Source organism: Flavobacterium sp. CR10, from assembly GCF_055814415.1.
Genome location: NZ_CP185985.1, coordinates 32028 through 52066 on the forward strand (window position 1 = coordinate 32028; position 20039 = coordinate 52066).

General features: G+C 33.9%; 19 protein-coding genes, 2 tRNA genes and 1 rRNA gene. 11 read left to right on the forward strand and 11 right to left on the reverse strand.

Annotated features, from left to right (window positions below):
* Positions 1–53: 53 nt before the first annotated feature.
* From ACNRYB_RS00140 to ACNRYB_RS00155, 4 genes are all read right to left on the reverse strand, one after another.
* Positions 54–127 (reverse strand) — tRNA-Ala (locus ACNRYB_RS00140).
* 91 nt (positions 128–218) lie between these two features.
* Positions 219–292 (reverse strand) — tRNA-Ile (locus ACNRYB_RS00145).
* A 129-nt stretch (positions 293–421) separates the two neighbouring features.
* Positions 422–1935, reverse strand: a 16S ribosomal RNA gene (locus ACNRYB_RS00150).
* Positions 1936–2294: 359 nt separating this feature from the next.
* On the reverse strand, positions 2295–2435 hold the full coding sequence (locus ACNRYB_RS00155; protein WP_473728910.1) for a hypothetical protein: 141 nt from the start codon (positions 2433–2435) through the stop codon (positions 2295–2297).
* Positions 2436–2974: 539 nt separating this feature from the next.
* Between ACNRYB_RS00155 and thrS the strand changes: the two genes are divergently transcribed.
* The 11 genes from thrS to ACNRYB_RS00210 all read left to right on the forward strand — a co-directional run bounded on the left by thrS (position 2975) and on the right by ACNRYB_RS00210 (position 13025).
* Entirely contained in the window at positions 2975–4921 is a 1947-nt protein-coding gene (thrS, locus tag ACNRYB_RS00160; protein WP_473728911.1) for a threonine--tRNA ligase, read from the forward strand.
* A gap of 16 nt (positions 4922–4937) precedes the next feature.
* Entirely contained in the window at positions 4938–5492 is a 555-nt protein-coding gene (gene infC / locus ACNRYB_RS00165) for a translation initiation factor IF-3 (protein ID WP_111286002.1), read from the forward strand.
* A 115-nt stretch (positions 5493–5607) separates the two neighbouring features.
* Complete coding sequence (gene rpmI / locus ACNRYB_RS00170; protein WP_008464950.1) at positions 5608–5805, forward strand: 50S ribosomal protein L35; 198 nt, start codon at positions 5608–5610, stop codon at positions 5803–5805.
* A gap of 100 nt (positions 5806–5905) precedes the next feature.
* A complete protein-coding gene (gene rplT, locus ACNRYB_RS00175; RefSeq protein ID WP_008464948.1) occupies positions 5906–6250 on the forward strand; it encodes a 50S ribosomal protein L20 in 345 nt (114 codons plus the stop codon).
* Positions 6251–6403: 153 nt separating this feature from the next.
* Positions 6404–6976, forward strand: coding sequence for a Crp/Fnr family transcriptional regulator (locus ACNRYB_RS00180; RefSeq protein ID WP_473728912.1), 573 nt, complete (start codon positions 6404–6406; stop codon positions 6974–6976).
* 79 nt (positions 6977–7055) lie between these two features.
* The gene (locus tag ACNRYB_RS00185; RefSeq protein WP_129748113.1) at positions 7056–7490 is read left to right on the forward strand and encodes a carboxymuconolactone decarboxylase family protein; all 435 of its coding nucleotides are present in this window, start codon (positions 7056–7058) and stop codon (positions 7488–7490) included.
* Between the two features lie 419 nt (positions 7491–7909).
* A complete protein-coding gene (locus ACNRYB_RS00190) occupies positions 7910–9379 on the forward strand; it encodes a tetratricopeptide repeat-containing sensor histidine kinase (protein WP_473728913.1) in 1470 nt (489 codons plus the stop codon).
* Positions 9379–11166, forward strand: a complete 1788-nt coding sequence (locus ACNRYB_RS00195; protein ID WP_473728914.1) for an ATP-binding protein — start codon at positions 9379–9381, stop codon at positions 11164–11166. The genes ACNRYB_RS00190 and ACNRYB_RS00195 overlap by 1 nt, the downstream gene beginning before the upstream one ends.
* Positions 11167–11174: 8 nt before the next feature.
* Positions 11175–11843, forward strand: coding sequence for a response regulator (locus ACNRYB_RS00200; RefSeq protein ID WP_129748111.1), 669 nt, complete (start codon positions 11175–11177; stop codon positions 11841–11843).
* A 144-nt stretch (positions 11844–11987) separates the two neighbouring features.
* Positions 11988–12155, forward strand: a complete 168-nt coding sequence (locus ACNRYB_RS00205; RefSeq protein ID WP_165352465.1) for a hypothetical protein — start codon at positions 11988–11990, stop codon at positions 12153–12155.
* A 66-nt stretch (positions 12156–12221) separates the two neighbouring features.
* Positions 12222–13025 carry an endonuclease/exonuclease/phosphatase family protein gene (locus tag ACNRYB_RS00210; RefSeq protein ID WP_473728915.1) on the forward strand — a complete coding sequence of 268 codons (804 nt, stop codon included), beginning with the start codon at positions 12222–12224 and terminating at the stop codon, positions 13023–13025.
* Here ACNRYB_RS00210 and ACNRYB_RS00215 read toward each other — a convergent pair whose 3' ends face one another.
* The 7 genes from ACNRYB_RS00215 to ACNRYB_RS00245 form a co-directional block, all read right to left on the reverse strand.
* Positions 13026–14285, reverse strand: coding sequence for an asparagine synthetase B (locus ACNRYB_RS00215; RefSeq protein WP_473728916.1), 1260 nt, complete (start codon positions 14283–14285; stop codon positions 13026–13028).
* 341 nt (positions 14286–14626) lie between these two features.
* Complete coding sequence (locus ACNRYB_RS00220) at positions 14627–15292, reverse strand: response regulator (RefSeq protein WP_473728917.1); 666 nt, start codon at positions 15290–15292, stop codon at positions 14627–14629.
* A gap of 115 nt (positions 15293–15407) precedes the next feature.
* Entirely contained in the window at positions 15408–16199 is a 792-nt protein-coding gene (locus ACNRYB_RS00225; protein ID WP_473728918.1) for a sensor histidine kinase, read from the reverse strand.
* 31 nt (positions 16200–16230) lie between these two features.
* The gene (locus ACNRYB_RS00230; protein ID WP_129748106.1) at positions 16231–16866 is read right to left on the reverse strand and encodes a hypothetical protein; all 636 of its coding nucleotides are present in this window, start codon (positions 16864–16866) and stop codon (positions 16231–16233) included.
* 25 nt (positions 16867–16891) lie between these two features.
* A complete protein-coding gene (locus tag ACNRYB_RS00235) occupies positions 16892–17242 on the reverse strand; it encodes a hypothetical protein (protein ID WP_473728919.1) in 351 nt (116 codons plus the stop codon).
* Positions 17243–17383: 141 nt separating this feature from the next.
* On the reverse strand, positions 17384–18928 hold the full coding sequence (gene dnaB, locus ACNRYB_RS00240; RefSeq protein ID WP_129748104.1) for a replicative DNA helicase: 1545 nt from the start codon (positions 18926–18928) through the stop codon (positions 17384–17386).
* Positions 18929–19068: 140 nt separating this feature from the next.
* Positions 19069–20022, reverse strand: a complete 954-nt coding sequence (locus tag ACNRYB_RS00245) for an acetyl-CoA carboxylase carboxyltransferase subunit alpha (RefSeq protein ID WP_008464922.1) — start codon at positions 20020–20022, stop codon at positions 19069–19071.
* Positions 20023–20039: the final 17 nt, after the last annotated feature.

Genomic DNA, 20039 nt, shown 5'->3' on the forward strand with positions numbered 1-20039 from the left:
TCTTATCCCAATATGTCAATGAACTTTTACCTACCGTTTTTACGGCAGCTTCGTGGAGAATAACGGAGTCGAACCGTTGACCTCCTGCGTGCAAGGCAGGCGCTCTAGCCAGCTGAGCTAATCCCCCAAATCTAATGATGAATTGTGAATTATGAATTATGAATTAAGATTCATAACGCTTCAACTCTAGAATTTCCTTCTCTTCAAGCTTTAAAAAGTAGTCCCGGGCAGACTCGAACTGCCGACCCCTACATTATCAGTGTAGTACTCTAACCAGCTGAGCTACGAGACTCTGTTTTTTTTTACTTAAAAGTTTATTTCTTTAAATTAACAGCAAGAGTAATGCAATTTCACGATCCAAAACCTAAAACAGGCATCTTATTTCCCAAGCGTGCCTTCCGGCTAACACTTTGGGCTCTAGAAAGGAGGTGTTCCAGCCGCACCTTCCGGTACGGCTACCTTGTTACGACTTAGCCCTAGTTACCAGTTTTACCCTAGGCAGCTCCTTGCGGTCACCGACTTCAGGCACCCCCAGCTTCCATGGCTTGACGGGCGGTGTGTACAAGGCCCGGGAACGTATTCACCGGATCATGGCTGATATCCGATTACTAGCGATTCCAGCTTCACGGAGTCGAGTTGCAGACTCCGATCCGAACTGTGACCGGCTTTATAGATTCGCTCCCCCTCGCGGGGTGGCTGCTCTCTGTACCGGCCATTGTAGCACGTGTGTAGCCCAAGGCGTAAGGGCCGTGATGATTTGACGTCATCCCCACCTTCCTCACAGTTTGCACTGGCAGTCTTGTTAGAGTTCCCGACACTACTCGCTGGCAACTAACAACAGGGGTTGCGCTCGTTATAGGACTTAACCTGACACCTCACGGCACGAGCTGACGACAACCATGCAGCACCTTGTAAACTGTCTTGCGAAAGATCTGTTTCCAAATCGGTCAGTCTGCATTTAAGCCTTGGTAAGGTTCCTCGCGTATCATCGAATTAAACCACATGCTCCACCGCTTGTGCGGGCCCCCGTCAATTCCTTTGAGTTTCAAACTTGCGTTCGTACTCCCCAGGTGGGATACTTATCACTTTCGCTTAGCCACTGAAGTTGCCCCCAACAGCTAGTATCCATCGTTTACGGCGTGGACTACCAGGGTATCTAATCCTGTTCGCTACCCACGCTTTCGTCCATCAGCGTCAATCCATTGGTAGCAACCTGCCTTCGCAATTGGTATTCCATGTAATCTCTAAGCATTTCACCGCTACACTACATATTCTAGTTGCTTCCCAATAATTCAAGTCCTGCAGTATCAATGGCCGTTCCACCGTTGAGCGATGGGCTTTCACCACTGACTTACAAGACCGCCTACAGACCCTTTAAACCCAATGATTCCGGATAACGCTTGGATCCTCCGTATTACCGCGGCTGCTGGCACGGAGTTAGCCGATCCTTATTCTTACGGTACCGTCAGGCTCCTACACGTAGGAGTGTTTCTTCCCGTACAAAAGCAGTTTACAATCCATAGGACCGTCATCCTGCACGCGGCATGGCTGGTTCAGGCTTGCGCCCATTGACCAATATTCCTCACTGCTGCCTCCCGTAGGAGTCTGGTCCGTGTCTCAGTACCAGTGTGGGGGATCTCCCTCTCAGGACCCCTACCCATCGTTGCCTTGGTAAGCCGTTACCTTACCAACAAGCTAATGGGACGCATGCTCATCTTCCACCGTTGTGACTTTAATAACCGAACCATGCGGTCCGGTTATGCTATGAGGTATTAATCCAAATTTCTCTGGGCTATCCCTCTGTGGAAGGCAGATTGCATACGCGTTACGCACCCGTGCGCCGGTCTCAAATTCCGAAGAACTCTACCCCTCGACTTGCATGTGTTAAGCCTGCCGCTAGCGTTCATCCTGAGCCAGGATCAAACTCTTCATCGTATATTTTAATAATGTATATGCGACGCCTTGCTATCGGTTCTTTTAAAAATCTTTCGATTCCATTACTCTTATTCTATTTTGTTTTGAAATCTCTTTCAAAACGGCTGTCAATTCAATATGTCTACGAACGTGTCTTTTTCTTTTTCCGCTTGTGTTTCAAAGCGGGTGCAAAACTAAAACTTCTTTCTGTTTCTCGCAAGAAAAACTTGAAAAATTTTTGAAGCTTTCTTATCGCCTCATCTTTTCCGTTTTTCTTCCAATCCTTCAATGAGCTTCCGTGTTTTGCGGGGTGCAAATGTAAAAAGCTTTTTCTTTTCCCGCAAGCTTTTTTCAATCTTTTTTTTCGAAAATCTCTTTCCTTAAAATGTGATCAGGCTGCCGGAATGTCTAAGAGCGCTTTTCGCCGTTGCGGGTGCAAAAGTAGTGCCTTTTTCCGCTTTTCCAAGCTTTTTTAAAGAGTTTTTTTTAAGTTTTTCTGCCTTTTCCCCTAACCTTCTCATAACGCGGAGTTTACATTTTGGATATTTTTCACAGAACGTAAGGCTTTTCTTCGTATGTCTGGTATTTTCTTATTTTGCCATACTTTCCGACATCAGTTTTTATCGGATTTTCAGCATTTGGCGCCTTTTTCAAAAGTTTTTTCATGCTTACGAAATCTTCCATTTCCCGAATTGCCTCTCCTGAAACCGCTTTCTTAGCCCCGATAGGAGCGGAAATCCTTTTGGGGCCGGGGTTCGGCCCCAAAAGATTGAAGCGCATAGCGGGAAAAAGCTCCTAAAAAAACAAAATCCCAATCTTTTAAATTCCAAATTCCAAAACTTTAAAGAACTTCAGTTGCGGTCTGAATGGCAAATGAAGCTTTCTCCTTATATATGCATAAAAAATAAACCCGACAGGTTTTGAAAACCTGTCGGGTTGAAACAAGAGCTATTCTTATAGCACAACAAAACTATACTTATATATAATAGAGTAAACTTATACATATATATTGTATGTATTTTTGTAATCATGTATATTTGCATTCACAAAATTATAAACAATGATCAAGATTACTTTACCCGATGGGTCAATTAGAGAGTTCGCTTCGGGCGTAACTCCAATGGAGGTCGCTAAAAACATTAGCGAAGGTTTTGCAAGAAATGTCATTTCTGCATCTTTTAATGGTACAACTATTGAAACCGAGACTCCATTAACGACCGACGGTAATCTTATTTTATATACTTGGAATGATGCCGAAGGTAAAAAAGCTTTCTGGCACTCGACTTCGCACGTAATGGCTCAAGCTCTTGAGGAATTGTACCCTGGAATTAAATTGACTCTTGGGCCTGCGATTGCTAATGGCTTCTATTATGATGTTGATTTTGAAGACCAGAAAATTTCTGAAGCTGATTTTAAAAAAATCGAAGACCGAATTCTTGAAATCGCAAGAGGAAAGTTTGATTTTAAAATGCGTCCAGTGACTAAAGCAGAAGCTTTAGAAATGTATAAAGATAACGTTTACAAAACTGAATTGATTTCAAATCTTGAAGACGGAACTATTACTTTCTGCGACCATTCTACTTTTACTGATTTATGCCGTGGTGGACATATTCCGAACACTGGAATTATCAAAGCTGTAAAAATCATGAGTGTTGCCGGTGCTTATTGGAGAGGTGATGAGAAAAACAAACAGTTAACTCGTGTTTATGGAACTTCTTTTCCTAAACAAAAAGATTTGACTGAATACCTTGAACTTCTTGAAGAAGCTAAACGTCGTGATCACCGTAAACTTGGAAAAGAGCTTGAATTATTTGCTTTTTCTCAAAAAGTGGGTCAAGGTTTACCTTTATGGTTACCAAAAGGTGCTGCTTTAAGAGATCGATTGGAGCAATTTTTGAAAAGAGCTCAGAAAAAAGCTGGATACGAACAAGTTGTCAGTCCTCATATTGGACAGAAAGAACTTTATGTTACTTCTGGCCACTATGCTAAATATGGAGCTGATAGTTTCCAACCAATTCACACTCCAGCAGAAGGTGAAGAATTTTTATTAAAACCAATGAACTGCCCTCACCACTGTGAGATTTACAATGTAAGACCTTGGTCATATAAAGATTTGCCTAAGCGTTATGCTGAATTTGGTACTGTTTATAGATATGAGCAATCAGGAGAATTACATGGTTTAACTCGCGTTAGAGGCTTTACTCAAGATGATGCGCACATTTTCTGTACTCCAGAGCAATTGGATGAAGAGTTCAAAAAAGTAATTGACCTTGTATTATATGTATTTGGTTCGTTAGGTTTTGAAAACTTTACAGCTCAAATTTCGTTAAGAGATCAAGAAAACAGAGACAAATATATTGGAACTGATGAAAACTGGGAAAAAGCTGAAAATGCAATTATCAATGCAGCAAAAGACAAAGGTCTAAATACTGTTGTAGAATATGGTGAAGCAGCGTTTTATGGTCCGAAACTAGATTTCATGGTAAAAGATGCTTTGGGAAGACAATGGCAGTTAGGAACTATTCAGGTAGATTATAATTTACCTGAGCGTTTTGAATTGACTTACAAAGGTGCTGATAATGAATTACATCGCCCTGTTATGATTCACAGAGCTCCTTTTGGATCTATGGAACGTTTTATAGCAATTTTACTAGAGCATACAGCAGGAAATTTCCCACTTTGGCTGATGCCTGAGCAAGCTATTATCTTGTCTTTGAGCGAGAAATACGAAAATTATGCTAAAAAAGTTTTAGATTTGCTAGAAAATCACGAAATTCGCGCCCTAATTGACAACCGAAACGAAACTATCGGTAAGAAAATTAGAGATGCAGAAATGCAGAAAATCCCATTTATGCTTATCGTTGGTGAGGAAGAAGAGAAAAACGGCACGATTTCTATTCGTCGTCACGGACAAGAAGGAAAAGGTAATATCACAGTTTCGATCGCCGAATTTGCTGCGATTGTAGACGAAGAAATAAAAAAGACATTAAAAGTATTTACAGTTTAACTTAAATTAGAAAGTCATAGCAATAAAAAGTAACAGAGGTTTTCAACCTCGAGTAGAAAAAAAAGATGCACACAGAATAAACAATCTTATTCGTGTTCCAGAAGTACGTCTTGTAGGTGAGAATATTGAACCTGGCGTTTTTAAAATAGCTGATGCATTGCGTTTAGCAGATCAGCTTGAGTTAGATTTGGTTGAAATTTCTCCAAATGCTGAGCCGCCAGTTTGTAAAATCATGGACTACAAGAAATTTGTTTATGAACAAAAGAAACGTGATAAAGCATTAAAGGCTAAATCTTCTCAGGTTGTTGTAAAAGAAATTCGTTTTGGTCCTCAGACAGATGAGCACGATTATGAGTTTAAAAGAAAGAACGCTGAAAAATTCTTGAAAGAAGGAGCTAAATTAAAAGCTTTCGTTTTCTTTAAAGGACGTTCTATCATTTACAAAGATCAAGGTCAGATTCTATTATTACGTCTTGCACAGGACTTAGAGGAACATGGTAAAGTTGAGGCAATGCCTGTTCTGGAAGGAAAGAGAATGATCATGTTCATTGCTCCTAAGAAAAAGAAATAAGTCGAAAGCTTAAAGTCTTAAAGTCGAAAGTCATAAACTGACTTTTGACTTTAAACTTTTAAACTTTTAGACTGAAGATATAAGTAAGTAAGAATAAATTAAAAAACTAGGAAAAATGCCTAAAATGAAAACAAAATCTAGCGCTAAGAAACGTTTTAAAGTTACTGGCTCTGGAAAGATTAAAAGAAAGCATGCTTTTAAAAGTCACATCTTGACTAAAAAATCTAAAAAACGTAAATTAGCTTTGACACACTCAGCGCTAGTTCACCAAACAGATATGAGAAGCATTAAACAACAATTAAGAATTATCTAATAATTCTTTAGGTTAAAAAATTATTTATATAACCTTGGAGTATGGCTTTAAGTTCCTTTGATTCAATTCAGGACGCCTGCTACAAAAACACATTAAAATTATGCCAAGATCGGTAAATTCAGTTGCTAAAAGAGCAAGAAGAAAAAAAATAATGAAGCAAGCCAAAGGTTTCTTTGGAAGACGTAAAAACGTTTGGACAGTTGCTAAGAATGCAGTAGAGAAAGCGATGAGCTACGCTTACCGCGATAGAAAACAAAACAAAAGAAATTTCCGTTCATTATGGATTCAACGTATCAACGCTGGAGCTAGATTAGAAGGAATGTCTTATTCTCAATTCATGGGTAAAGTTAAAGCTAATGGAATCGAATTGAACAGAAAAGTTCTTGCTGATTTAGCTATGAACCACCCAGAAGCTTTCAAAGCTATTCTTAATAAAGTAAAATAAAACGTTTTATAAACTCAATTTAAGATTACTTACTTATTATATAAAACCATTCGTTAACGCGAATGGTTTTTTTGTTTAAAGAAGTTTCAATTGTCCTGTTTTTCTAAAAAACAAAATTTAAAAAGTACATTTGTATAAAACTAAAACTGTTTTATGCACAAAGCTCTTTTGGATCATATTAAAAAATTCATTTCTCTTGGACCTTCAGATATTGATAAATTAGAATCATGCCTAGAACTTTCTAAAATAAAAAAGAAAGAACATATTTTAGAAGAAGGTCAAATATGCAACACTATGTATTTTGTTGTTAAAGGCTGTATGCGGCAGTATATTATTAACTCTAAAGGAGCTGAACAAACGTTGCAATTTGGTATCGAAAATTGGTGGATTACTGATTATTTAAGTTACCACAATCATGTTCCTTCAAGCTTTTATTTACAGGCAGTAGAAAATTCAGAAGTCATTGCTATTGACAAAACAATTTTAGAATCTCTGCTGATTGAAATACCGAATCTAGAAAGGTACTTCAGAATAGTTACTCAAAAAAGTTTTGGCGCTATGCAAATGCGTATCAAATTCTTATTTACAATGTCAGCGGAAGAAAGATATCATCACTTTAATGATCACTTTCCTGATTTTGTACAGCGTGTTCCTCAATATATGCTTGCCTCCTATTTGGATTTTTCCGCAGAATTTATGAGTAAAATAAGAGCTGGAAAAGTCTGATTTGAATTTCTTGAAGTAGTTCAAGTTTTTGAAAGTATACATTACTGACCTTTGTAATGAACTTTTAAAACATAAAAAAATGAAATCAAGAATCGTTATCCCGAATGTTGCTCCAGAAGCTTATAATGCTTTATTAAATCTAGAAAAATATATCTCATCTACTTCATTAACTCCTGTACACAAGGAATTAATCAAAATCCGTGCTTCACAAATCAATGGCTGTGCATTTTGTATTAACATGCACACTGCAGACGCTCGAAAGCATGGTATTTCTGAACAAAGAATTTATTTAATTAGCGCTTGGCGTGAAGCCGATTTTTATAATGAAGAAGAAAAAGCAATCTTAGCGTTAACAGAACAAGTTACATTAATTGGCAATAATGTTTCAGATGAAGTTTACGAAAATGCTGCTAAATTATTTGATGAAAAATATCTTGCCGAAATACTTTTAGCCATCATCACAATTAACTCATGGAATAGATTAGCAATTACTACTGGAATGAGAGCAGAATAATTTATAAGGATAATATTTACATCATTTTCAAACTTTAACAACCCTCTCTGTGAGGGTTTGTTTGTATATAATTGTAAATGAATAGGCAAAAAATAACGAATTCATCTTTTTACAAAAACAGGTATTTATACTCTTTCACAAGAACTGAGATTTTTTATTTTTGACGCATGACACCAAAGGGAATACCATTTTTACTATATATAATTCTAATTTTTACATTTTTTTTTGCCTGTCAGAAGGGAAAAAACTTCACAGCAGACGATCTAAATAATAAGGTCAGAATAGAGAAAATTATCAATACAGCTGATTCATTCTACAAGATTAAAAAGTTTGATAGCGCATTTTATTTCTACAACAGAGCGAGAACGAAATGCAATCCTACTGAAGATGCCAAAAGTTACGTTTATTGCATGTATTACATGGCAGAAATTCAACAAAATCATGAAGATTTTATTGGAAGCACTAAGACAGCAACAGAAACAATTCCTTATTTAAACAAAATAAACGATCCAAATCACATATGGAATATTTACAGTGTTTTAGGCAGAAACTATTATTACACTTATGATTATCCAAATGCAATTTACTATTATTCAAAAGCATTTGTTTTGAAAGTAGACAGAATCAACGTACTTGAAGCAAAAAACAATATTGCGGCCATTTATATCAACCAAGGCAAATACGATAAAGCATTGCAAATTTTCTTATCCATAAGCAAAGAAAAAACTGTACAGGAAAAACCAATATATTATTCCAAAATACTCGATTATATTGGCATTTGTTATTTCAAACTCAAGAATTCGAAAGCTTTGTCTTTTTTTGAAAAGAGTATACATATAAACTCTGAAGCAAAGTATGAAGATGGTTTAGGCAAAACGTATTATAATCTTGCTCAATATTATCAAAACAATAAGTCTTTATCGATGATGTATGCCAAATTAAGCTACAAAAACTACACCTTATCCGGCAATACTAATGATCGCTTACTTGCATTAAAATTTATTATAGAAAACACTGATTCTGCCGCAGAAATAAAAGAAAAGGCTCTTCTTTATATAAAAGAGAATCACCGTATTTATGCCTTTAGACAAAAAGCAAAAAATCAATTTGCAAAAATGAAATATGATTCCAAAAGGGAAAAAGAGGAAAACTTAAAATTAAAGGCTCAAAAAATCAAAAACGAACTTCAATTAGAAAAACAGGAAAGCAAAAATATTATTTCATATATCATAATCATATTAGCATCATGCTTGATTGTGGTTGTCTATTACTATTTAACTGCACGAAATAATCGTCAAAAAATTGAAGCAACTTATCAAAGCGAAACGCGAATTTCAAAAAGACTTCATGACGAATTAGCTAATGACATTTATCATACGCTTGCTTTTGTTGAGAATAGAAATCTTTCTACTGAAGAAAACCGAAATCATTTACTGAAAAAGCTAGATGATATTTATTCTCGAACAAGAGATGTATCCAAGGAAAACTATCCTATTTTGAGCAACCAAAATTATACAGTTTCACTTAAAGAGATGATTTCTGGATTTAATACCTCTAAAATAAACTTCTTAATAAATGGGTTAGATGAAATTTCGTGGGATCAAGTTGATGAAATTAAAAAAGTATCGATTTACAGAATCATCCAAGAATTGCTAGTAAACATGAAAAAGCATAGTGATGCTTCTTTAGTTGCCTTAACTTTTAAAAAAAGGAAAAATACTATTATAATTAACTATACCGACAATGGAAAAGGAATTGACTCAAACAAAATGGTTCACAAAAATGGCTTGCATAATATTGAGAATCGAATTCGAGCCATCAAAGGTGAGATCGAAATCGATTCAGATTTTGGAAATGGTTTTAAGGTCTTAATTAAACTTCCTGCGTAATGATTAAAAACCTGTTACCCTTTTTTCAAAAAAAAAATATTCTTTTTTCTTTGCTAATCATTTGTTTGATTCTAGCAACTCTTTTCTTTGTATCGTTTTCTAAAGCAGAAAAAAAACAAAAAAATCACACTAAAACCGATCTTTCAAATAAAATAAAAAAAACATCAGAAAAAGCTCATGCTTTTTTTGATGCAGGAAAATACGACAGTGCCTATTTTTACTTCAACAAAACACAATTGCTATGTGATCCTAAAGAAGATTATGCAGATGCATATGTTGGTTCATTAAACTATATAGTTGAAATCTTGCAACGATATGGCAATTTTTACGAAGCAGAGGCTACGCTTATAAAAGCATTTCCTTATTTAGATAAAACATCTAGTAAAAAGTATGCCATCAATGCTTACACGTTTATGGCTTTCAACTATTTTTATACTTATAACAACGAAAAGGCACTTTACTATCATAGAAAAGCATTAAAAACAGCAATATCCACATTTAGAAAAGCGCGAATATTATCTGAAATTGCATTTGTTTATGTTCAACAAAAAAAATTTCAAGAGGCGAAAGATATATTAGAACCAATATCCAAGTGCAAAATTGCAGATAAAATCACACCTTCAAATACAAACCTTGTGCGTTCTGGTATATTGTATAATTTAGCTCTCTCCTACATAGGCCTTGGAAATCATAAAGAACAAGCTTTAAAATGTCTTGACGAAAGTTTGGAATTAACCATCCCATACAACAATGATTTTGAGCTAATTGCCAACTATTTTGGCTATTATCTTTATTACTCAAAATATTATAATCCAGAACTTAAAAAATTTTATGCAGAGAAATCATACCATGCTGCAAAACGAGCAAAATCAGCTGGAAATGAAATCGACAGATTAGCCGATCTACTTGAGATGGACAAGGCTGAAAAAGCAAAAAAATACTGGGAAATTTATACTAGAAAAAATGATAGCCTCTATTTAAGCAGAAAAACTGCAAAAAATCAATTTGCAGATGTCATATATGACTCAAAGAAAGATAAAGAAGAAAATTTTGAACTCAAAAATCAAAAAGCAGAAAGAGAATTACAATTGCAAAGACAAAAAAACAGAAGCTATATTTCTTATGTCGTAATTTCTTTAAGCTTATTTATCATCCTTTTTTTAATATTTTATATTACTACCAAAGGCAAACGAGAAAAAAATGACATCATCCTTAAAAGCGAAATGAGAATATCTCAGAAATTGCATAATGAGCTTAACTCAAATATCTATGAAACGTTATTATTTGTACAAGATCACAATCTAGAAAATAAAGACAATAAGGAAAAACTACTAGATAGCTTAAATAATATTTACTCAAAAACCCGCAACATATCTAGAGAAAACAGCAAAGTCCCGACAGACGAAAGATACTTAGCTATCTTAAAGGAAATGATTTCAGAATACAAAACTAAAGATGTAAACATTATTCTAAATGGATTTGATTCGGTTTTCTGGAGTAAAATTGATAAAAATAAAAAAATAATACTCTATCGAATTTTACAAGAATTATTATTCAATATGAAAAAATCTAATAGTTCTAGTTTGGTGAGTATTATTGTAAAAGAAATAAACAAAAATCTACTCATTTCCTATACTGATAACAGTAATGAAATTATTTCAGAAAATAATATTTTAGAAAAAAGACTACAAAATGTGGAAAACCGTATTGAAACAATAAAAGGAACATTTAATTTTGACTCAAATTCAGAAAGTGGTTTTAAAATAAGTTTCAAATTCCCTATATAATCCAGTATATGTTTAAAAAAGTTTTAGTTGCCGAAGATTTAGATAGTATCAGCATTGCAGTTGTTCAAGTACTTGAAGAGTTACAAGTTCCAGTAATTCATCATGTGAAATATTGTGACGAAGGTCTGCTTAAAATAAAAAAAGCATTAGCTGACAAAGAACCTTACGATTTGTTGATTACTGATTTATCTTTTAAATCGGATCATAGAAAAGTAAATTTAAATAGTGGCGACGAGCTTATAGATGCCATAAATAAAGTTCAACCCAATATAAAAAAGATCGTTTTTTCTATAGAAGACAAAAGTTATAGGATTAAAACTCTTTTTAACGAATTAGGTATTAATGCTTATGTTTCTAAAGGAAGAAATAGTATTTCGGAACTAAGAAATGCTATTGAAGGCACATTTAATAATGAAGAAAAAATACTTTCTTCTGATTTGTCTTTTAGTTTCAACGATAAGTCACTAATTGAAATAGAATCTTATGATATTTCTATTTTAAAGCTTTTATCACAAGGTTACATTTTAGAAAGCATTTCTAAAGAATTTAAAGACTTATCTATAACGCCTAATGGAACAAGCAGTATCGAAAAAAGAATAAATAAATTAAAGATTTATTTTAAAGCGAACAACAATGTGCATTTGATCGCAATCGCAAAAGATTTCGGACTGGTGTAATTTTTATTGCGATTTACGGGTTTCCGTAAGGATTACACTTTTCATACCGTTAAATTTGTAATAACCTATTAACTTACCATGAAACCGAAAAGCAAAGCGAGTATTATATTCTCTAAAATTAATACTACACAAAATAGAATTATTATGAAAACAATGTTATTATGTCTTTTTTTATCGATTAGTTTTGCCTTTGTTTCTGAAAAAACGGGCTGGCTAGAAATTGATTGGAAAATGATATTTATTCCAGCATTATTAGTATTGCAAATTATAATAATCGGAACTGCACTAAAAAACCGATACAAAAAACACTAATTATTTTTAATAAGGGCTTGATTATTGCTGAAAGAGAAGTTTTATATCTCTGCTCATTAAATTTATATGAAGAAAATTCTCAGCCTAGTCTTATTATTTTTTGCCTTTTTATCTTTTGCACAAACCAAAGTTCTGTCATGGAATATCGAAAACTTTGGAAAATCTAAATCTGACATCCATTTAAATTATATTGCCAAAACAATTTCTAACTACGATATTATTGCAATTCAGGAAGTTGTTGCCGGAAATGGAGGTGCTCAAACTGTCGCAAAACTTGCAGAATTACTTAACGAAAAGGGCAATAAATGGGATTACAAAATAAGTGATCCTACTTCTAGCAGCAGTTACAAAACAGAACGGTACGCGTTTATTTGGAAAACTAACAAAGCCAAATTAAAAACCAAACCTTGGCTTGAGAAAAAATTTAGTGTAGAAATTGATCGGGAGCCCTATTTTGCCACATTCGAAATCAATAAAAAGACAATTACACTAGTTAATTTTCATGCAATAACGAAAAAAAAGCAGCCTGAAACCGAAATCAAATATTTCAAATTTTTACCAAACAAATATCCCAATTTAAATCTCGCTTTCTTAGGCGATTTCAATTGCCCTGAAAAACATTCTGTTTTTAATCCGTTAAAAAAGATGGGATATGCATCTGTATTAAAAAATCAAAAAACAACTCTTAAGCATCAATGCAAAAGCAATATTTGTCTTGCATCTGAATTTGATAATATTTTTTATAATACAGTAAATCTAAAAGTCCTCAATTCTGGAATCATTAAATTTTACGAAGATTTTGATTCACTTCAGAATGCAAGAAAAGTATCCGATCATATTCCAATCTGGTTTGAGTTTTCTTTAAACTAATTAAGTTTTAAGCTTCTTTTTTCTAGCAGCTGGAAACAAAACGTTATTCAAGATCAATCTATAACCTGGAGAATTCGGATGTAAATCTAAAACCGTTGGAGGATCTCCAACCTGATGCTGAAAATCTTCTGGATCATGTCCGCCAAAAAAAGTAAACATCCCCTTGCCTTTTTCTCCATGAATATATCTAGACTCTCCATTTATCTCGCATGTTCCCATTATCAAGATGTTCGATTTTATCAATGAAGTGTCAAAAGAAGTTGTTTGTCCCATAAAACCCTTCACCAATTGTGTGTGATTTTGGCATAACATACTCGGAATAGGATCCCATTTTGCAGAGAATTCCATTAAAGTAAAGTAATCTTTCTCCATCAATACTCTCCTTTTTGTTGTCATATCGATATCAGAAAACTCATAAACTTCCGGTCTTCTTTCAAGAGTAAAATTTTTAAAAGCAAAAGAATTATTATAATTTAATTTTGACTGATAATTCGGTTCACTTGGATCTCCGTCAAACATAGATTCACAAATATCTACACCATCGGCAGCAAGTGCAATATCAAAACTATCTGTCGCAGAGCACATCGCAAACATAAAACCTCCGCCAATAACAAAATCTCTAATTTTTTTTGCAACCGCCCCTTTTTCCTGAGACACTTTTGCATATCCCAATTTAGCGGCCAAAGCTTCTGCGTCTCTTTTTTGATCTATATACCAAGGTGTATTTTTATAAGCTGCGTAAAATTTCCCATATTGTCCCGTAAAATCTTCATGATGCAAATGCAGCCAATCATACATTAATAATTGATCGCTTAAAACTTCTTCATCATAAATGGGAGTAAAAGGAATCTCGGCATAAGTTAAAACCAAAGTCACAGCATCATCCCACGGTTGTTTTCCTTTTGGAGTATATACCGCTATTTTAGGGGCTTTTTCTAAAATTACAGATTCCATATTTTGAGAAGGACTCGAAATTTCATTTAGAATTAAAGCTTGTTCGCTATCTGAAATCACTTCAAAACTAACTCCTCTTATTTTACATTCTTTTCTAATTTCATCAGCATCAGGAAGTAAAAAAGAACCTCCTCGGTAATTTAAAAGCCAGCTCGCTTTGTAATCCCTACTTAAACACCAATAAGTAATTCCGTATGCTTTTAGATGATTTTGCTGCGTTGTTTCGTCCATCGGAAGTAAGATAAACGAAGCTCTAGCACTTAGTGTTGCTAATAGTATAAAAATATAGAGTAAACTCTTATTCATCAGAAAATTATTTTAGTAAAGATATAAAAGGCTGCAACAAAAAAAGAATGCTTACTGCTTTTTATGCCATAATGGAATGTTAAAAAAAGATTGTGAAGAAAATTTTAAACAACTTAAAAACAGGTAAAAACACCTATACTTAGGCAGAATATTCTTTCTACATTTGCTATCCCAGGTTCATCAAACTAATCGCCGTAAAAATAACCACATTATGAAGCTTAATGATAGTAAAAACCAACAAAAGGGCCTGAATATAATTCAGAAAATAGGATTATGTGTTCTTGTAATAACAATAATATTGTATTATGTATTGTCAATTCAGTTTTTGACAGCGTAATTTTTTAAATAGTTAAAACTGCCAATTCATTCTGAATAGCATAAACAACCAAACCAGCAATATTACGCGATTCTGTTTTAAGCAATAAATTATTCCTATGCCCTTCTATAGTTCTAGGACTTAGAAAAAGATGTTCAGCAATTTCTGCTGTAGTTTTCTGCTGGCAAATTAATTGTAGAATTTCGATTTCACGCGGAGAAAGGAAATTAGTTTCTAAACCACCTCTTGCATTTTTAGGAGAAACTATGGTTTCTTGAATCGTTTTTAAAACATTTTCGTTGTAATAAAAACCTTTTTTCGCTACTTCGTTTATCGTATGAATTAAATCTTTTGGAGTAGTATTTTTTATTAAGTAAGCAACTGCGCCGACTTGAATCATATTGGCAATAAAAGACTTTGTGTCATAACTAGTCAGTGCAATAATCTTAATATCTGGAAACGATTTTCTAATAATTTTAGTGGCTTCGACCCCGTTTAACACCGGCATCTTTAAGTCCATTATTATTATATCTGGCTTTATTTCTTTTTCATTTAATTGTGAAATAAGCTCTTCACCATTTGAGGCTTCAAAAATGATATCTATATTTTCCTCTCTCTGTAATAAAAAAGAAATTCCTTTTCGAAACAAAATTTCATCATCGACTAGGGCAATTTTTATAGCAGCATTCATCTTTTTTGTTTTTGGTCGTTTAATTTGGTTTACCGAAATTACAAAATATGATTTAGAAAAAGTCTAAATACCCCACTTTATTGACTAAAAACCTTAATAAAACACATAATTCTACCTAAAAAGTAAAATTTACAACAATACCACTATTAATTTGAGAGTTAATTTCTATTGTTCCTTCCAAAAACGATATGCGGCTATCTATATTTTTCATTCCTAAACCCTTTTGATTTTCAGCATTTGAACTATCGAAACCAACGCCATTATCTTGGTAATTGCAAGTATTTATTCCGTTAATATTAGCAAACGAAATCCATATTTCTGATGCTTTTCCATGACGGATAGAATTATTCATAAGTTCTTGCAGAATTCTAAAAACATGCAAATGTCTATCTATGTCTTTCTCGTCAAAATCAATTTCATTTTTATAATGTGTTTTGACTGATTTACTGCTTTCAAACTCCCCACACAATTCCTCGATACCTGCATTCAATCCAAATTTTTCAAAAACTGGCGGCAACAAATTGTGCGCAATTTTTCTAGAATTATCTAATGCCTTTGTTGTCAAAGCAATAATATTTTCTGTAATTTCTGCAGTTTCAGCTTCAGTTAAGTTTGGCGCTGTAAGCAAATGGCTGTTTAAGTAAACAATATTCAATTTTGAACTAATATCATCGTGAAGATCTTGCGCAATTCTTTTTCGTTCCTCCTCTTGGGTTACAATAATAGCGTGGAGCTGTTCTTTTTGATAACGAAGAATTAAATCTATTTTCTCTAGTTCTTTCTGAATGATTTTTTTTCTAGAAAAATAAAAGAATATAATTAATGCGACTGCAACAATTATAAAAAACAAAGAGATATATAATATTATAGCTACTAGTTCTTTCTCAGGAATGTGACCTGCATTCATATCTATTTTTTTTATAGTATATAATTACAAACTAATTCTGCAGACTTGCCTTTTGTGAAAAACTTACTTTCCACTCAAATAAAATAATCAAGTAGTAGACTATTAATAAAAAAGCATTTAACTGCCAGCTTAGATATTTCAAATCTGCACTTAATCCTGTAGATAGATTGCCTATTAAAAACAGTACAGTACTTGCCAATAAATAAAAAACTACCCCCATACTTATATAGTAATACTTTTTATTTTCCGTCAGCATATTATAAAAATGAACTAGTGCAAAGACAACAATCAGCAAAGACGTTAAAGTTATTCCGAATAAATTAAACTTTAAGAACTGACTAGAATCTATCAAAAATTGCACTAATAAAATCAGCAAAGCAATTATTAATGAGATCTTGACGAATATTTTTTGAGCTTTATTATAAAATAGCGAATTATAAAAAAGTCCAAGTATGATCATTTGTCCTATAAAAAAAATATTAACAAGAAATAAATTATTCATTCCCAAATGATAAACTAGTTCCATTGAAAACTGCAAAACAGTTGAAAAAGCTAAATAAGAGACAAAAAAAACATTAGCTTTTCCCTCTCGGAAAAAGCTAAATGTATATAATACAAGATTAATCAATAAAATCAAATAACTTGAATATATTAAAAAATCAGCCATTATTTTAAACTTAAAAATTTAATAATTAAAAAGGTGGGCTTGGCCTTGCACCGTCGTATACTACCTCTCCACCTCCTACTTCACCATCTGCTCCTTCTCCTAGGCCATAAACATTGATCCATTTTTCAGCTTCTTTATCATATTCGGCACCAACAAAAAGTAATGTTTTTTCCTTTTGATCGTTTATACCTAAATATGCCCAAACAGCTTCTGTTTCAAGCTTTAAAACTTTTTCCAAACTTTCTCTTGGTATTAAGAAAGCTTTTACTTTTTTCTTAGAATCTTCAACTGAGTTATCATCTTGATATCTCTTCTCCCACTCATTTGCAGTTGCTACAGGAATCTGAATAGGTCCTGGAAAGGTTTCTTCATTCATAATTTAAAATTTGTTTTTGGTTAATAATTTAAAAAACTTCGATAGTTTATAATTGGTTTCGCTAAACTACTGATTTTTATTAGAAAATTAACATAAAAACATAAAAAAAAGCCTTAAAAATAAGGCTTTTTGATTTTTTTATTAGAAGGGAACATCACTGTCGTCATCGTCGTCATTTAAATTACTTCCGAAGGCTTCATTTGCAGACGGCAAATTTTTCGTTAGGAAAGGATTGTCATCATGATTCATTTTAGATGGCAAATCATCATAGCCTCCTGTAAATTCTTCTAAGTTGTCGAACTTACCTAAATGTCCTAAGAATTTCAGACGAATATTCTCCAAACCACCATTACGGTGCTTGGCTATAATAAACTCCGCTTGACCTTGCGTAGAAGATGCCTCATCATCGTCCCACTCTTCAATTTTATAATATTCAGGACGATAAATAAACGATACGATATCGGCATCCTGCTCAATCGCTCCAGATTCACGAAGATCCGAAAGTAAAGGTCGCTTACTAGATCCACGGGTTTCTACGGCACGCGATAACTGAGAAAGTGCAATTACCGGAACATTCAACTCTTTTGCCAAAGCTTTTAAGTTTCGAGAAATTGTCGAAATCTCCTGCTCACGGTTTCCTCCACCTTTTCCGCTTCCTCCCGCAGTCATCAGCTGCAAGTAGTCAATAATAATTAACTTAATTCCGTGCTGCGAAGCCAAACGACGGCATTTCGCACGTAAATCGAATATCGAAAGCGATGGTGTATCGTCAATAAACAAAGGAGCTTTTTCTAAATCTTTTACTTTAGTGCTCAACTGTTCCCATTCGTGCTTTTCTAATTTACCTGTTCTTAGTTTTTCTGAGGAAAGTCCAGTTTCAGAAGAAATAAGCCTCGTAATCAACTGAACAGATGCCATCTCCAGAGAGAAAATTGCAACTGCATGTCCGAACTGAATACTTACATTTCTCGCCATTGAAAGGACGAAGGCTGTTTTACCCATACCAGGACGAGCCGCAATAATAATCAAATCCGAAGGCTGCCACCCAGAAGTTACTTCATCTAGTTTCTCAAATCCAGTTGCAACACCACTCAAACCTTCTTTACCAGCAATTTCTTCAATACGTTTCTTTGCTTGCAAAACCAAACTCTGAGCCGTTTCAGAACTACGTTTAATATTTCCCTGAGTTACCTCATATAATTTTGACTCTGCTTTATCCAGCAAATCGAAAACGTCTGTAGTTTCGTCATAAGATTCTTCAATAATTTCAGAAGAAATTCGAATCAAACTTCTTTGAATAAATTTTTGAAGAATAATACGCGAGTGAAATTCGATGTGAGCAGACGAAGCAATTTTTTGCGTAAGCTGGATCAGATAAAAATCTCCTCCAGCCAAATCTAACTTTCCATTTTTCTTTAACTGTGTCGAAACGGTCAGCAAATCGATAGGCTGAGTTTCTGTAAAAAGCTGTAAAATTGCTTCAAAAATATGTTTGTGTGCGTCTTTGTAAAAAGCGTCTGGCTGTAAAATATCAATTACATCATCTACCCCTTTTTTGTCAATCATCATCGCACCAAGTACAGCCTCTTCCAAGTCAATTACTTGTGGAGGAAGCTTACCTTTTTCTAGATTGATAATAGTAGTTTTGTCGACCTTGACAGGGTTTACATTTTTGAAATTTTCCATATAGCGAAAGTAGCAAAATTTAAAAAAAATATGCTAGCGAGTTATAACTATTCTATTGTTTATAAATATTTTTTTGTGTTGATAACCAAAAAAAAATCCGAAACCGCAGGGCTTCGGATTTTTCATTCTATTTTATGAATTTACTCTTTAAACTCGCCCATATTGCTGTATTTGTCCATTCTCTGGGCAATTAAATCGGCTGTTGATAAGTCTTTCAATTCGTTATATCCTTTTGTAATATATTCTGCTACTGTTTTAAAAGTAGTTTCTCGGTCATAATGCGCTCCTCCTAGTGGTTCTGGAATCACATCATCAACAAGTTTTTGTTTTTTCATGTCAGAAGAAGTCAATTTTAAAGCTTCAGCTGCACGCTCTTTGTACTCCCAGCTTTTCCATAAAATAGAAGAGCAAGATTCTGGAGAGATTACAGAGTACCAAGTATTTTCTAACATATAAACGCGGTCTCCAACACCAATTCCTAAAGCTCCACCAGAAGCACCTTCACCTACAATAATGGTAATGATTGGCACTTGCAGACGAACCATTTCGAAGATATTTCTAGCAATAGCTTCTCCTTGCCCTCTTTCCTCAGCTTCCAATCCTGGATATGCACCTGGAGTATCTACTAAAGTTAAAACTGGAATTCCGAATTTCTCTGCCATTTTCATCAAACGTAAAGCCTTACGGTATCCTTCTGGATTAGCCATACCAAAATTACGGTATTGACGCGTTTTTGTATTAAAACCTTTTTGCTGACCGATAATCATAAACGATTGTCCGTTTATTTTACCAAGACCACCAACCATTGCCTTATCATCTTTAAAACCTCTGTCTCCATGAAGTTCTAAGAAAGTATCTCCGCATATTGCTTTGATATAGTCTAAAGTATAAGGTCTATTTGGGTGTCTTGACAATTGTACCCTCTGCCAAGCCGTAAGGTTTTTGTATATATCTTTCTTCGTTTGCTCTAATTTCTTGTTGATTTCCTTGCACGTTGGTGTTACGTCAACGTCAGATTCTTTTCCAATAATAACACACTTTTCTAACTGTTCTTCAAGTTCTTTAATTGGAAGCTCAAAATCTAAATATTCCATGGATTTTTGAATTTTGT